The 14,113-nt window shown below is 72.2% G+C and carries 17 protein-coding genes; 7 read left to right on the top strand and 10 right to left on the bottom strand.

What is annotated here, in order from left to right; genetic code table 11:
- The first annotated feature begins 261 nt into the window (after nucleotides 1-261).
- On the top strand, nucleotides 262-1,737 hold the full coding sequence (locus BMY19_RS01520) for a GumC family protein (RefSeq protein WP_020090661.1): 1,476 nt from the start codon (nucleotides 262-264) through the stop codon (nucleotides 1,735-1,737).
- Nucleotides 1,730-2,593: a WecB/TagA/CpsF family glycosyltransferase gene (locus BMY19_RS01515; protein ID WP_020090662.1), complete on the top strand. Its 864-nt coding sequence runs from the start codon at nucleotides 1,730-1,732 to the stop codon at nucleotides 2,591-2,593. The genes BMY19_RS01520 and BMY19_RS01515 overlap by 8 nt, the downstream gene beginning before the upstream one ends.
- A 2-nt stretch (nucleotides 2,594-2,595) precedes the next feature.
- Here BMY19_RS01515 and BMY19_RS01510 read toward each other — a convergent pair whose 3' ends face one another.
- The 5 genes from BMY19_RS01510 to BMY19_RS01490 all read right to left on the bottom strand — a co-directional run bounded on the left by BMY19_RS01510 (nucleotide 2,596) and on the right by BMY19_RS01490 (nucleotide 6,409).
- Complete coding sequence (locus BMY19_RS01510; protein WP_100250669.1) at nucleotides 2,596-3,171, bottom strand: NUDIX domain-containing protein; 576 nt, start codon at nucleotides 3,169-3,171, stop codon at nucleotides 2,596-2,598.
- Between the two features lie 37 nt (nucleotides 3,172-3,208).
- Nucleotides 3,209-3,478, bottom strand: coding sequence for a sulfurtransferase TusA family protein (locus BMY19_RS01505; protein ID WP_100250668.1), 270 nt, complete (start codon nucleotides 3,476-3,478; stop codon nucleotides 3,209-3,211).
- 77 nt (nucleotides 3,479-3,555) lie between these two features.
- Nucleotides 3,556-3,897 (bottom strand): hypothetical protein, encoded by a 342-nt coding sequence (locus BMY19_RS01500; protein ID WP_100250667.1) that lies wholly within the window; start codon nucleotides 3,895-3,897, stop codon nucleotides 3,556-3,558.
- Nucleotides 3,898-3,995: 98 nt separating this feature from the next.
- Nucleotides 3,996-5,363, bottom strand: a complete 1,368-nt coding sequence (locus BMY19_RS01495; protein WP_100250666.1) for a glutamate--cysteine ligase — start codon at nucleotides 5,361-5,363, stop codon at nucleotides 3,996-3,998.
- Between the two features lie 293 nt (nucleotides 5,364-5,656).
- A complete protein-coding gene (locus BMY19_RS01490; protein ID WP_100250665.1) occupies nucleotides 5,657-6,409 on the bottom strand; it encodes a 16S rRNA (uracil(1498)-N(3))-methyltransferase in 753 nt (250 codons plus the stop codon).
- Between the two features lie 220 nt (nucleotides 6,410-6,629).
- Between BMY19_RS01490 and BMY19_RS01485 the strand changes: the two genes are divergently transcribed.
- Both BMY19_RS01485 and ubiA read left to right on the top strand, forming a co-directional pair.
- Nucleotides 6,630-7,109, top strand: a complete 480-nt coding sequence (locus tag BMY19_RS01485; protein WP_020090668.1) for a hypothetical protein — start codon at nucleotides 6,630-6,632, stop codon at nucleotides 7,107-7,109.
- 88 nt (nucleotides 7,110-7,197) lie between these two features.
- Nucleotides 7,198-8,145, top strand: coding sequence for a 4-hydroxybenzoate octaprenyltransferase (gene ubiA, locus BMY19_RS01480; RefSeq protein ID WP_020090669.1), 948 nt, complete (start codon nucleotides 7,198-7,200; stop codon nucleotides 8,143-8,145).
- A gap of 15 nt (nucleotides 8,146-8,160) precedes the next feature.
- Here the strand turns inward: ubiA and BMY19_RS01475 are convergent, their stop codons facing one another.
- Nucleotides 8,161-8,616: a DUF6101 family protein gene (locus tag BMY19_RS01475; protein ID WP_056531694.1), complete on the bottom strand. Its 456-nt coding sequence runs from the start codon at nucleotides 8,614-8,616 to the stop codon at nucleotides 8,161-8,163.
- Nucleotides 8,617-9,036: 420 nt separating this feature from the next.
- Between BMY19_RS01475 and BMY19_RS01470 the strand changes: the two genes are divergently transcribed.
- A complete protein-coding gene (locus tag BMY19_RS01470; protein WP_100250664.1) occupies nucleotides 9,037-9,852 on the top strand; it encodes an inositol monophosphatase family protein in 816 nt (271 codons plus the stop codon).
- A gap of 33 nt (nucleotides 9,853-9,885) precedes the next feature.
- Here the strand turns inward: BMY19_RS01470 and BMY19_RS01465 are convergent, their stop codons facing one another.
- Both BMY19_RS01465 and BMY19_RS01460 read right to left on the bottom strand, forming a co-directional pair.
- Nucleotides 9,886-10,122, bottom strand: coding sequence for an AsnC family transcriptional regulator (locus BMY19_RS01465; RefSeq protein WP_091679178.1), 237 nt, complete (start codon nucleotides 10,120-10,122; stop codon nucleotides 9,886-9,888).
- A gap of 216 nt (nucleotides 10,123-10,338) precedes the next feature.
- Nucleotides 10,339-10,548, bottom strand: coding sequence for a cold-shock protein (locus tag BMY19_RS01460; RefSeq protein WP_012322269.1), 210 nt, complete (start codon nucleotides 10,546-10,548; stop codon nucleotides 10,339-10,341).
- Between the two features lie 317 nt (nucleotides 10,549-10,865).
- On the opposite strand from BMY19_RS01460, the gene BMY19_RS01455 reads away from it, so the two are divergent.
- Entirely contained in the window at nucleotides 10,866-11,255 is a 390-nt protein-coding gene (locus tag BMY19_RS01455) for a hypothetical protein (protein WP_020090673.1), read from the top strand.
- 30 nt (nucleotides 11,256-11,285) lie between these two features.
- On the opposite strand, the gene BMY19_RS01450 is transcribed toward BMY19_RS01455, so the two are convergent.
- Nucleotides 11,286-11,489, bottom strand: a complete 204-nt coding sequence (locus BMY19_RS01450) for a hypothetical protein (RefSeq protein WP_012322267.1) — start codon at nucleotides 11,487-11,489, stop codon at nucleotides 11,286-11,288.
- A gap of 167 nt (nucleotides 11,490-11,656) precedes the next feature.
- Between BMY19_RS01450 and BMY19_RS01445 the strand changes: the two genes are divergently transcribed.
- The gene (locus tag BMY19_RS01445; protein WP_100250663.1) at nucleotides 11,657-12,235 is read left to right on the top strand and encodes a type 1 glutamine amidotransferase domain-containing protein; all 579 of its coding nucleotides are present in this window, start codon (nucleotides 11,657-11,659) and stop codon (nucleotides 12,233-12,235) included.
- A gap of 33 nt (nucleotides 12,236-12,268) precedes the next feature.
- Here the strand turns inward: BMY19_RS01445 and BMY19_RS01440 are convergent, their stop codons facing one another.
- Nucleotides 12,269-13,942 carry a calcineurin-like phosphoesterase C-terminal domain-containing protein gene (locus BMY19_RS01440; protein ID WP_100250662.1) on the bottom strand — a complete coding sequence of 558 codons (1,674 nt, stop codon included), beginning with the start codon at nucleotides 13,940-13,942 and terminating at the stop codon, nucleotides 12,269-12,271.
- Between the last annotated feature and the right edge of the window lie 171 nt (nucleotides 13,943-14,113).

Genomic DNA, 14,113 nt, shown 5'->3' with positions numbered 1-14,113 from the left:
AACAAATCGGGAACTTTTCATGCTCGATTGTCGTGACAGTCAGGACTGCATCTGTAAGCGATATCTGCCAGCTTCCTGAAGCAAGTGCCGCATCGGGGCGACACTACTGGTCCGGTATGTTGATTGCTGGGCTCCCGAAGAAGGCAGCGCCTCGGGCGGGCACCTGTTCCAGATCGGCACGGAGCTGGTCACAAAGGGAACGGGCGACGGGGCGGGTGACGGGCGGCGGTCTCCGCCGAGGCAGGTCAGGGAGCGAGGCGTATGTTCGACTTCTCGACGCGGATGAGCGGCGAACGGCCCGTGCGGATGGTGCTGCCGCAGGTCGCACCGCCGACGGACGGCCGCGTGATCCTGCGGCGGCTGTGGCGCGGCAGCGGCTTCATCGTGCTGGGCGGCCTGTTCATGGTCGCCGTCGCGGTGGCGCTCCTCGGCCTGATCCCGCCCCGCTACACGTCGAGCATCCAGATCCTGGTGGATCCGAGCGACCTGCGCGTCGTCGAGAACGACGTGAACGCGCGCCAGCCCCAGGCCGACAGCGGCGTGTCGATCGCCGAGAGCCAGGTGCGGGTGATCCAGTCCGACAGCGTCCTGCGCCGGGTGATCGCCAAGCTCCACCTCGACCAGGACGACGAGTTCGTGCTGCCGGACGGCAACAACCCGACCCTCACCTGGATCAAGGGCGCGCTGGGCATGCTGCCCCCGCCGGCGAGCCGCGACCCGGTCTTCACGGCCCTCGACACGCTGCAGAACCGGCTCACTGTCCGGCGGGCCGAGCGGACCTTCGTGATCGACGTCTCCGTTCAGTCGCGCGATCCCGAGAAGGCCGCCCGCATCGCCAACGCCGTCGGCGACGCCTACTTCGCCGAGGAGGCCGCGGCCCGGACCGAGACCGCGCGGCGCGCCTCCGACGCCCTGGCGGGGCGGCTCAACAGCCTCAAGCGCGACGTCGAGCAGGCCGAGAGCGCCGTGGTGCGCTACCGCGAGGATCACAAGCTCGTGGCCGCCAGCGGCCGCCTGCTCACCGACCAGCAGCTCGGCGACCTGAACCAGCAGCTCGTCACCGCCTCCATCAAGACCGCGGAGGCCAAGTCGCGCCTCGATCAGGCGCGCCGGATGCGCTCGTCGGATCCCAGCACCGCCCTGCCGGAGATGCTGCAGAGCCTGGAGATGCAGGCCCTGCGGCAGCAATACGCCACGCTGTCCCGCAACACCGCGGAGCTCGCCACGCGCCTCGGCGAGCGCCACCCGGCCATGGCCGAGCAGTACGCCCAGCAGCGCGACCTGCAGCGCCTGATCCAGCGCGAGAAGGAGCGGATCATCGAGACGACCCAGAAGGATTACGACCGCGCCGCCGCGAGCGAGGCCGCGATCCGGGCCAATCTCGACCGGGTAAAGAACGAGACCGCGTCCAGCGACCGGGCCTATGTCGGCCTGCGCGAGCTGGAGCGGACCCTCGACGCCCGCCGCGGCATCTACGAGGCCTATCTGAAGCGCGCCCGCGAGGCGAGCGAGCAGGAGCGGCTCAACACCACCAACGTCCGGATCATCTCGGCCGCGGTCCCGGCGCGCCAGCGGACCTTCCCGCCCTCCCCCAAGATCGTCCTGCCGGTGGCGCTCGTCCTCGGCCTGCTGCTCGGCGGCGGCATCGCCCTGCTGCTCGGCGCCGACAGCGACCGTCGCCGCAGCCTGCGCGCCGCCACCCGGCCGGCCGCGAGCTTCCGGGCCGCCGATGCGTGACATCGGCGAGATCAGCCTCTACCTGGGCGCTATGGATCCGGTCCTCGGGGAGGCACACACGGTGAGCGCCCCGGCCCCCGCGGCGTCCGGATCGCCGCAGACGGGCGCGACCGTCGAACTCTTCGGCTACCGGTTTCACACCGGTCCCGCCGCGACCCTCGTGGCCGACGTCGCGGCCCGGCGTGACGGCCGCCCGCGCATGATCGTGACGGCGAACGTCGATCACATCGTCCAGCTCAGCGAGAACGCGCCGTTCCGCGAGGCCTACGCGCGCGCCGCGGCCCGGACCCTCGACGGGATGCCGCTGGTCTGGCTGGCCCGGAAGGCGTGCGCCCAGCCCGTTCACCGGATCACCGGCCACGATCTCCTGGGCTGCGTCCTGGCCGACCCGCCGGCCTTCGCGCGGCGGGTCTTCTTCGTCTCCGCCCGACAGGACGCGGCGGACGCGCTGGCGACCCGGCTGCAGGCGGCGGGCCTTCCGCCCGGCGCCGTGGCGAGCGCCGTGCCGCCCTTCGGCTTCGAGCACGACGCGGCCTACAGCCGCGCCCTGGCGGAGCGGATCCGCGCTCACGGGACGACGCTGCTGGTGATGGGCGTCGGCGCGCCCAAATCCGAGATCTGGGTGGATCGCCATGGGCAGACGCTCGGCGAGCCGGTGGTCTTCTGCGTCGGCGACGCCCTCAACGTCGCCGCCGGGTTCCTGCCGCGCGCGCCGCGGCTGATGCAGCGCCTCGGCCTCGAGTGGATCTACCGGTTCCTGCAGGCGCCGCGCCGGCTGTTCCGGCGCTACTTCATCAAGTCGTGGCGCTTCATCGGCCTCGCCGCGCGCGACCAGTTCCGGCGGCGCCCCGGCTGACCTCAGCGCCGCTCCGCGAACAGGTCCGGCCGCCGCAATTGGAGCGCGAAGAGCAGCGTCAGCGACTTCATGTCGGTGATCGCGCCGCGGCGGCCCATGGCGGCCAGCTCCGGCAGCGGGATCTCGTGGACCGCCACGGCCTCGCCCTCGGCGGCGAGACCGCCGCCGGTGCCGGTCCGGTCGGCCTCGCCGTAGGCGGCGAGGAACAGGTCCATCCGCTCCGTGGAGATCCCCGGCATCGACCAGGCGCTGGCGACGAAGTCGAGGGCGCTGAGGCGCAGGCCCGTCTCCTCCAACGCCTCGCGCCGCGCCTCGTCCTCGGAGGCGCCCTCGTCGAGGAGCCCGGCCGGCACCTCGATGTGGCTCGGCGGCCCGCCCGAGTAGAGGACCGGCGCCCGGAACTGCGAGACGAGCGTGGCGACCCGCCGCTCCGGATCGTAGGGGAGCACCGCGACCGCCCGGCCGTGATCCTCCATCTCCCGGGTGATGCGGCTCCCGTCCTCCTGCATCACCTCGGCGACGAGGTAGCGCGCCCAGCCGTCATGTACGAGGCGCACGCCCCCGATCCGTGGTGCCATTCCGATCTCGCCCTGCTCCTGGAGCCCGACGGATCGTTCAGGAATGCGGCGGCCTTGCGGACACGGTGATGCGGAAGCGCAAACGCCCCGCGGGCGGCCCCTCCAGGCGCTCGGCGGCGTCGACGCGGGCGCCCTCCTCGCGCACGAGGTTCGGGATGTCGAGGGCGGCCAGGGGGTCGGTGCAGGTCACCACCAGCGTCCGGCCGGCGGCGAGGCCGCGCAGCGCCTTGCGGGTGCGCAGGACCGGGAGCGGACATTTCAGGCCGCTCAGGTCGAGGTCGACGCAGTCCGGATCCTCGTCCCGCACGCCGGAAGCTCCCGAACCGGCGCGGATGCCGGCCCGGCGGTCTTAGGCACCGCGGCGGCCCGGCGCCAGCGGCGTCCTCACCACACGTGATAGCCGAAGGCGGGTCCGGAATAGCTGTCCGGCGCGGTCCAGACATAGCGGGGACCGTTGTAGCCGTACTCGAAGCCGCGGCTCGGGACCGGCGCGTAGGCGTAACCGTAGCCGAACGGCGCGAGATAGCCGTACTCGCCGTAATAGCTGTACTGCGGCCGCCCCCGCGCGGCCACGGTGCCGGCGATCCGGCCGCCGGCCCCGTAATGCCAGCGCCCCGGGGCCGGCCCAGCGCCCTCGAACCGCGCCAGGTCGGCCGCCCGCGCCGTGCTCACGGCCGCCGGCATGGAAGTCATCCCGGCGAGGATGACGGCAATGATGCGGGTCATGATTCGGCATCTCCCCGAGCGTGGCGCCCTGTCGGAACGTTCTATTAGCACGTTCCAACGGCGATTCGCTCGGGCTGCGAGAGCCGCTCAGGAGGGTCTTAGAAGACGCATTCCGTGAAGGCCGGACGCACGCAGGCGCCCCAGCGACCCTCGTAGTCGGCGAGGAGATCCTCGGCCCGCGTCCGCCCGGCCGCGACGACGGCCTCGAGCGGCTGCAGGTAGATCACCTCGTCCCGGCCCTCGGCGTCGCGGCGGCCCCGCGCCCGGAGGCCCGCGCGGGCGATCGCCAGGGCCTCGGCGGCGACGGCCCCGAGCGTGGTATTGGCCACCGGCGTCGCGAGCCCCAGGCGCGGCGCCGTGGCGCGCGCGGCCTCGCGGTTGGCGAGGCTCCACCCCTTCACGAGGTCGAGGGCCGCGTCGAGGGCCAAGTCGTCGTAGAGGAGACCGGTCCAGAAGGCGGCCTGGGCGGCGATCATGCCGGGGCCGCCGACATCGGCGCCGCGCATCTCCAGGAAGCGCTTGAGCCGCACCTCGGGGAAGGCCGTCGAGGCGTGGTTGGCCCAGTCCGAGACCGTGGCGAACTCGCCCGGCAGCTGCGGGAGCTTGCCGGCCATCAGGTCGCGGAACGAGGCGCCCGACACGTCGTGGTAGGTGTCGCCTCGCTTGACGAAGTACATCGGCATGTCGAGCAGCCAGTCGACGTAGGCCTCGTAGCCGAACCCCGCGTCGAAGGCGAAGGGCAGCATCCCGGTCCGGTGGGCGTCCGTGTCGCGCCAGATCTCGGACCGGCGCGACAGGAAGCCGTTCGGCCGGCCGTCGGTGAAGGGCGAGTTGGCGAAGAGCGCGGTCGCGACCGGCTGCAGCGCCAGGGACGCGCGCATCTTGCGCACCATGTCGGCCTCGGAGGCGAAGTCGAGATTCACCTGCACGGTGGCGGTGCGCAGCATCATGTCGAGACCGAGGGACCCGACCTTCGGCATGTAGCCGGCCATGATCCGGTAGCGGCTCTTGGGCATGACCGGGGTCTCGTCCCGGCGCCATTTCGGGCTCATGCCCAGCGTCAGGAAGCCGATGCCCAGGGGATCGGCCACCCGCTTCGCCGCGGCGAGGTGCGTGGCGAGTTCCGCCGCCGTGGCGTGCACGTCGGGGAGCGCCGCGCCCGACAGCTCGAACTGGCCGCCGGGCTCGATCGAGATCGCGCCGCCCGCCTCCGCCGACAGGCCGATGATGTTGCCGAGATCGAGGATCGGCTCCCAGCCGGTCTCACGGGCGAGTCCCTCCAGGAGCGCCCGGATGCCGCGGTCCCCCTCGTAGGGGACCGGCGCCCGGGTCTCCCGATAGAACGGGATCTTCTCGTGCTCGGTGCCGATCGCGAAGCGCGCGCGCGGCTTCTCGCCCGCCGCGAACCATTCGATCAGTTCGGCGCGCGTGGTGAGCGGCGTGGTGTCGTTGCTGTCGCGCGCCATGCGCTGCCTGCCCGTGCGTCTGACGTGTGCCTGGGAACGGGCGCGCCGGACTGCTCCGGCGGATCCACCCGGTACAAACCCGCTCTCGCGAGCGGGATCCGGGCGGACACCCGCCCCCGACCCCGATGAGCACGCGGCGCAGGCGGCGTCCGATCCGGGACATAATCGAGCCGCCGTGAACCCACAACGCGGCGGTCTCGACCGGCGCGCCGCTTCACGTCTGATCCGGGGAAACAATCGACCGGCGCGGTCCTTCCATGTGCGCGGGCACACATGAATCGGGGCAGCGCGCGTCAGCGCGCGTCGCCGAGCACCGCCTGCACCAGCGTCAGCACGGCGACGGCGGCGGTGTCGGCCCGCAGGATGCGCGGCCCCAGGGAGAGCGCCACGGTGTTCGGCCGCGCCCGGATCAGCGCCCGCTCCTCCTCGGAGAAGCCGCCTTCGGGACCGACCAGCACGGCGAGCGGAGGGGGCGCCAGCGGGTCGCCGGCCGCCCGCAGGGCCGCCACCGGGTCGCGCACGGGCGCGTCCTCGTCGCAGAACACGAGGAGCCGCCCGGGCGCGAGGCCCGCGAGAGCGGCCGGCAGGCGCTCGGGCTCCGGACAATCGGGAATCGCCAGGATCCCGCACTGCTCGGCGGCCTCGACCGCGTTGGCCCGCAGCCGGTCCATGTTCACGCGATCGCCCTGCGTGAACCGGGTGATGACCGGTCGGATCGTCCCGGCCCCCATCTCCACCGCCTTCTGCGCGAGATAGTCGAGGCGCGCGCTCTTCAGCGGGGCGAACAGGTAGTGAAGGTCGGCGCCCGCGGGCTGCGGACGCGTCTGCGCGGCGACGTGCAGGTCGGCGCCCTTGCGCCCGGTCTGGACCAGATGGGCGCGCCACTCGCCGTGGCGGCCGTTGAAGACCAGGACCGGATCGTCCGACCCCCGGCGCAGCACGTTGAGCAGGTAGTTCGCCTGAGCCCGGTCGAGGGGCAGAATCACCCCCGCCGCGAGATCGGCCGCGACGTGGAGGCGCGGAGCGGTGAAGTCATAGGCCGGCATGGCGGCGTGGTCGCGCGGGCCGGCGGGCCTGTCAACGCGGGGACCGCGCCCGAAAGTGTTGCCGAATGGTTACGAGCCCCGGTTTTCGGCAGCCAGTCCACCGGTGCATGGCGCAGCCGGTTTGCCGCTCGAATGACGCCACAATCCTATGGCGAACCCAACGGAACGGAAGAGAGCCGGCCGCTCGCGGATTCGGCAGGGGCGTCGAGGGAGTCGCGGAATGGCGAAGGGGAGTCTGAAGCTGGGGGCGGCGGTGCTGGTCGGCACCGTCCTGTTCGGCACGGCGGCGTTCGCGCAGAGCGCGGCACCGGAATGCGGTGCCATCCAGAAGACCCTGGCCGAGCGCAAGGCTCTGGTCGGCCGCGCCAATGCGGCGTCGCAGTCCAAGAAGAAGATGACCCCGCAGGAGGCCTGCGCCCTGTTCGGGAAGCTCCAGTCCAACGGCGCGGAGGGCATCAAGTGGATCGCCGCCAACAAGGAATGGTGCTCGATCCCCGATTCCTTCGCCGAGGGCTTCAAGGCCGACCACGTGAAGGTCAGCGGCATCCGCACCAAGATCTGCAGCGTCGCCGCCCAGGCGACCAAGATGGAGGCGCAGGCCCGCGCCCAGGCGCAGGCCCAGGCGGGTGGCGGCGGCGGCGGGCTGCTCGGCGGCCCGGGCTTGACCGGAAGCTTCAAGCTGCCGCAGGGCGCTCTCTGAGATCGTCTGAGAGGATCGCGGATCCGGCGCGGGTCCCCCCTCGGCAGCGGCGGGGGACTCACGTGCGGGACGACCGGAGATCCGACCGATGAACGGCACGGTGTTTGACGACGGGCGACCGGCCGACGCGGTCTCCGGGCACTGGGTCGACCGGCGGGCGCCCCGGCCCTGGCGCCCGTACCTGCGCCTGGCCCGGATCGACCGGCCGATCGGCTGGTGGCTCCTCCTCCTGCCCTGCTGGTGGTCGGCCGCCCTGGCGGCGATCGCCGCGGACCAGGCCTTTCCCGATCCCTGGCACTGCCTGCTCTTCCTGATCGGCGCCGTGGCGATGCGCGGGGCGGGCTCGACCTACAACGACATCGCCGACCGCGACCTCGACGCGCAGGTCGAGCGCACGCGCCTGCGCCCCCTGCCCTCGGGCCAGGTGCGGCCGCGCCACGCCGCCCTGTTCCTGGTGATTCAGGCCCTGATCGGGCTGGCCGTCCTGCTGCAGTTCAACGCGGAGGCGGTGATCATCGGTCTCTGCTCGCTGCTGCCGGTGGCGATCTACCCGTTCATGAAACGGGTCATGCCGCTGCCGCAGGCGATCCTGGGACTGGCCTTCGCCTGGGGGGCTCTGATGGGCTGGGCCGCGGTGTTCGCCCGCCTCGATCCGCCGGCGCTCCTGCTCTACGCGGGCGCCCTGTGCTGGGTGATCGGCTACGACACGATCTACGCGGTGCAGGATATCGAGGACGACGAGATCGCGGGGATCCGCTCCTCGGCCCGTCTGTTCGGCCGGCACGTGCGGCTCGCCGTCGGGCTCTGCTACGCGCTGGCCGCCCTGTTCGTGGTGCTGGCCGCACGCGGGGCCGGAGCGGGGCTCGTCGGGTATCTGGGGGTCGCCGCATTCGCCGGGCACCTCGCCTGGCAGGTCCTGTCGCTGCGCGAGCGCGACGGGCGCGGGGCTCTGACGCTGTTCCGGTCGAACCGGGATGCGGGCCTGATCCTGTTCGTCGGCCTCACCGCCGACGCGCTGCTGCGCAACCTGTTCTAGGTGCCGTCGGCACCCTCAGGTGCGGGCGATGATCTCGTTCTCGCCGCGGAAGATCTGCGGGCGCGCGGGGAGCCGGCCGGTCTTGCGGCGGGCCAGGAAGCGCGGGCGACGGCGGCCGAGACCGGCGTGGCGGCGACGGATGCGGACCTGACCGAGAATCAGCCGGCCGATCTGCTGGGAGACCGGGACGAGGAGGCCGTCCTCCCGGACGATCATCCGCACGAGGCCCGCCCGCGCCGCGATGTCGCGCCACAACGCGACCACGTCGTCCTCCTCGAAGCTGCCGAGGCGCTGCAGCACGTCGCCTTCGGCGTCGACGAGGATCAGGCTGAACCGGTCGGCGCCCACGATCTCCGCGTCCTCGGTGGCGTAGGCGAGCGCGATCCCGACGGCCCGGCGCGCGCCGGGGGCGCGGCCGATCACCGGCAGCGGCGAAGCGACGAAGCGGGGCGCGGTGTCGGCACCGTGCATCGGGTGTCCTGCGTGGCTTTTGTCCGTGGCCGGGGAAGTGTTCATCGGTCCGAGTCCCTGGAGCAAGTGGCGACCCCTGTCGGGCCGTCCGTTATGCCAAGCAAAATCGCACCCGAACTCCTCCGCACCGCTTAAGAGCCGTCGTTAAGCGAATCTGGACAGCGCTGTCATTTGCGGAATGCTCAATGCTTCCTTGAATGCTCAACGTTTCCTTGCGCAGATCGGTCGTTATCGATCGATCAACCAGCATCCTTGTGGCGCTGCGGGCGCCGCCGTACAACGGGGCGACCGGGCGCGCGATCCTCCGCGCCGGGTCTTCTCAGCCCGACCGGGTGAGCCCAAGCGGGCCCGGACGTCCGCCCGTCGGACGGGCGGGCCGGCGGGGCCCTCGCGGGCCGCACGGATTCCACGCGGAGCGCGATGCCAGAGCCTCTCACCGACGATGCCGTATCTGCCCTGATGCCGGAGTTGCGCGCCGTGATGCGCGAGGCCGCCGACATCGCGCGGCCGTTCTTCAGGCTCGGCGGGCAGACTTCGGCCCGCATCTGGTCGAAGGCCGGCGGCTCGCCTGTGACCGAGGCGGACGTCGCGGTCGATGCCTTCCTGAAGGTGCGTCTGAGCGCCCTCGTGCCGCGGGCGGCGTGGCTGTCGGAGGAGACCGCCGACGACCCGGCGCGCCTCGGCCACGACCTCGTGTGGATCGTCGATCCGATCGACGGGACGCGGGCGTTCCTGTCGGGCCATCCGGACTGGTCGATCGCGGTGGCGCTCCTGTCGAGCGGCGAGCCGCTGATCGGCTTCGTCCACGCGCCGGTGGGCGACGCGGATTACGAGGCCGTGCGCGGGCGCGGCGCGACGCGGAACGGCGAACCGATCCGCGTCGATACCAAGCAGAGCCTGCCCGGCGCCCGTGTCACCGGCCCGAAGCCGATGCTCGACCGCCTGGCCCGGGGCGCCGGAGCGGACCCGGATTTCGCGGTGATCGCGCGGATCCCGTCCCTCGCCCTGAGGCTCGCCCGCGTGGCGGACGGGACGGTCGATATCGGGATGATTTCCGGGAATGCCCGCGACTGGGACTTGGCCGCCGCCGACCTCGTTCTGCGCGAGGCGGGCGGCGTGGTCTGCGATTTCTCCGGGGCTGCGACGCCGTACAATCGCGCTGACCCGGTGCACGGCGAGTTGCTCGCCGCGCCGTTGGGCCTGCGCGACCCGGTGCTCGCCGCCTGGGACCGCTGAGGCCGAGGCCCCGCGTGTCCGCGGCGAGCGACCTCAGGCCGTCGCGGTCTCGCGGATCTTCACCGCGGCGGGCGCGAGCCCGAGACGCTCGGCGAGATGCCAGTGCAGTTCACGCGGGGAGTGGTAGTTGTAGGACCGGTCGATCAGGTCGCTGAGATCGGCCCCGGTCTGGTCCGCGGTCTTGGCCCGCGCCAGCTTGCCGACCCGGAAGGTCGGGGCATCGGTGACGGGGGAACGGACGCCGCGGCGCCGTGTGTACTCGAATAACATCACTGTCTTTTCTTTTCTGGACCGGACGTTGGCTGCGCCCGGCGTCGTTTCTGGGATATTGCCTCCGACGCGACCGGAACCCGGGCAGTCTCGCCCGGGCAGGCAGCGTCGGAAGGGGGAACCGCGTCTGGCGGCCGCTTCATGCGCCACCCGCAATCCTCAGTTGCACACTTCGGCGCACTGAGGGCGCGGGAGGCGCCTCGGAACCCGCGACGGTCAGGCCGCCTGCAGGTTGCCGGCGGCGTCCTTGCCGCTACGCTTGTCCGTCAGGATCTCGTAAGCGATCCGCTGGCCTTCGATCAGGTTGCGCATCCCGGCGCGCTCGACGGCCGAGATGTGGACGAACACGTCCTTGCCGCCATCGTCGGGCTGGATGAAACCGTAGCCCTTGGTCTCATTGAACCACTTCACAGTGCCGGTATTCACGTAGTGTACCTCGTTCGTCCATAGGCCATCCGCGCGGCACGAGGGCCGCGTGATGCACCACGGTCTTTCTGGATTTGGCCAGTGCGGCGGGGCGCGAGTCGCTGAACCTTGAACAGCGTCAGCCTCGGTGGATAAGCCCCCCGAGGACGTATTTAGGCGCAGGCTGCGGCCGCAACAAGGCATGGGCGGCGTATCATCTGCGTCGCAGGCCGGGATCGGGAGGGGGCCGAGCGGCACCGCCCCCTGTGATTCCGGGCATTCACGATGCATATACGGAATGCGCTCAAGCAGTTAAGGCGCGTGGCTCTGGACGATACATGGCAGGCATCTCGGTCTCGCTGGACGGTGCGAACATCCAGCTCTCCTTCCAGAAGGACGATCAGGCGACGGCGGTGGTGATGGATGCCCGCGCCGCCCGGGCGCTGGTGCGCGCCGTCGGGCAACTCCTCACGGCGATCGACGATACGGACGAGCCCGACATGGCCGACGAGATGGGCGACGAGGAGGTCGCCATGCTCGACGTGACGTCGTCGGCCATCGAGGTCGGTACCGACGACGAGGGCCAGGCGGTGGTCGCCCTGCAGGCCGGCGCCCTGCCGCCGTTCCAGCTCCGCCTGACGGACGAAGAGGCCCGCCACGTCGTGACGAGCCTCTCCGAGATCCTCAATGCCCCGCGCGACGTGCGGACCTCGCACGGCGGTCACTGACGGCCGGGCGCACCGCCGTCGCGGGCGCCGTCACATGCGCGTCCCGGGATCCGTCGGCGTGCCGGGGAAGATGTCCGGCTCGGAGCCCGGACCGCCCGGTTCGCCGATCCCCGGATCGTTCACCGGATAGGGCGTGCGCGGGCCGGTCGGGCCGATATCGGGCTCCTCTTCGGGCGTCGGCGGGGGCGGCGGCAGGTCGCCGGGCGTGGGCTCGGGAAGGCCGGGATTGGCCATGACGCGACTCCTGATGGTTGGGATGGGGACCAACGGGCCGCCTTCCCCGGGGGTTCCGATCACCGGTCCGGGGTCCGCTCCCGGACGCGGCCGGGCGGCGGAGGGCCGCGGGAACGGGCGGCACGAGCCTCCGTTAGCCGGGCAGATCCCCGAACCGGAGACCCGCCATGCCCGACATCCGCCACGCCAAGATCCTGATCCTCGCCACCGACGGTTTCGAGGAGAGCGAGTTGACCGTCCCGCAGGCCAAGCTGGCCGAGGCCGGCGCCGCGGTGACCGTCGCCGCCCCGCAATCGCGCCAGAGCAAGGGCACGATCCGCGGCTGGGACAAGACCGACTGGGGCCGGGAAGTCGCGGTCGACGCCGACCTGGAGCAGGTCGACCCGGCATCCTACGACGCCCTCGTCCTCCCGGGCGGCCAGATCAACCCGGACAAGCTCCGGCTCGAGCCGCAGGCCCTCGCCCTGATCAGGAGCTTCCTGACCTCCGGCAAGGTCGTGGCCGCGATCTGCCACGCCCCGTGGCTGCTGATCGAGACCGGCGCGGCCAAGGGCCGCGACCTGACCTCGTTCAGCTCGATCCGGACCGACGTGATCAATGCCGGCGGCCGCTGGCACGACAAGGACGTCGTGACCGATCACGGCATCGTCACGAGCCGCAATCCGGGCGACCTCGACGCGTTCTGCGCGAAGATCGTCGAGGAGATCCAAGAGGGCGGCCACGGCGCCCGCCAGCTGGCGGCGTGACCCGCGCGGGCGCCGGACGACTGGCGCCCGTGCTCAGCCGCGGCCGCGCTCGCCGGTGACTTCCAGCACCGTGCAGCCGCGGATCGGGCGGCCGTACTCGTCCGCGCCCTCCACGGTGACCCGGTGGGCGCCCGGCGCGAGGTCGTCCGGGAGCCGCGCCGTCCAGATATGGGTCGAGGGCACCGCCTTCACCCAGCTCTTCTTCGTCTCCGGGTAGCGCTCGTAGAGCTCGGTGACGAACGGGTCGGGGCGGCGGGTGCGCGCCATCGGGCGGGGCGGCGCGTCGCCGACCCGGAACACGAGGCGCGTGCGCGGGCCGCCGTCGAACACGTTCACCACCAGGGTCGTGTCGGCGAGCGCGTCCTGCGGCACCGGCGGCCGCAGCCCCTGCACCGGCCGGGTCAAGCGCACCACCTCGGGCGCGCCGGCCCGCAGCTCGCTCTCGAACAGGATCCGCATGGTCTCGTCCGGCTGCCCCTGCGCGGCGACGTAGCGCGTCGTGTAGTCGGTGCCGCGGATCGACAGGACGTGGAACCCGTTCGGCGTGCCGTCGCGGCTGTCGGCCGAGGGGATGCCCGTGCGGGTGTCGGGACCGCTCCACCACGAGCCCGAGACGGCGGTGAGCACGTGATGGTGGTGCCCGTCGGCGAGGTAGTGGTGCTCGGTCGTGTGGGTGTGGCCGGCGAGGCTCAGCACCTTGCGGCCGACGAGCAGGTCGAGGAGCGCGGCGCGGTCCGTGGTGTGGGTGCGGGGCTCTTCGGGGCCGGTCTCGGTGTGCAGGGGGATGTGCATGGCCAGCACGATCAGGTCGTCCCGCGGGATCTCGGCCAGGAGGTTGCGCAGGAAGGCCAGGCCGCGGTCGCCGATCCGGCCCCGGTAGGTGTTGGCGCCCACCGGCACCGGCGGCCCGAGCCACTCGACGTTGTCGAGCATCACGAACCACGCCCGGCCGTGCCGGAACGCGTAGGTCGGCGCGCCGAACACCCGCTTCCAGGTCTCGCGGCTGTAGCGCGCGTCCGGCGCCTGCATGTTGAGGTCGTGGTTGCCCGGCAGGCTGTACCAGGGCAGGCCGATCCGCCCGACGATCCGGTTGGACCGGCCGTAGAGCGAGAGATCGTCGAACAGCACGTCGCCTGTGGTCAGGCCGAAGGCGGCCGGGATCGCCATGGCGCGGGCGACCGCGGTGTCGCGCACGTGGTCGAGTTCGAACCGGCTCTCGGGCTGGGGATCTGTGAACAGCACGACGTCGAAGTCGTCCGGCTCGTCCGCGCGGGTCAGGGTGAAGTCGATCGAGGCCGGGAGCGGCCCGGTGGGCGCGAGGCCGCGATAGCGCAGGCCCAGCTCGGCGGGCGTGCCCCCGGGCTGGTGGATGTAGGAGTGGCGCGGTACGTTGTCGGCGTCGCGCGGCAGGGCGTAGCCCGGCGGCTTGATGACGAAGACCGCGCCGTCGCCCGGCATCGGCAGGCGGTATCGGCCCCGCTCGTCGGTCCGCGCGATCTCGCGACCGTTGGACACCAGCACGCCCGGCAGCGGGACCGGCTCCCCGCCGGCCGCGTCGCGCGCGGAGACGATCCCGGTGGCCTCGGCGGCCTCGGTGGCCTCGGCGGCTTCCTGCGCGCCGGCCCGGCCCGCGACGAGGCCGAGGGCGGCGGCGCCCGCCATGGTGCTCCGGCGGGTCAGGCCTCCGGGCTGGGTGTCGCGCGACATCGATGGCTCCTGCACGGCTTCGCGGCGCGGCGTCCCGCGGGAGGCCGGCAACCGGCATCCGGGACGCTGCCTCCGCGGCCAACCAGACGCGTTTGACCTCCGGATGACAGGCGCGGCCCCGAACGCGCGAGGCCCGCGCCTCGGCAGAGGTGCGGGCCTCGGATCGGGTTC

It is taken from the genome of Methylobacterium sp. UNC300MFChir4.1 (assembly GCF_900110155.1).
Taxonomy (GTDB): domain Bacteria; phylum Pseudomonadota; class Alphaproteobacteria; order Rhizobiales; family Beijerinckiaceae; genus Methylobacterium.
The sequence above is the reverse complement of the archived record's forward strand: the minus strand, read 5'-3'. Positions and strand labels throughout refer to the sequence as shown.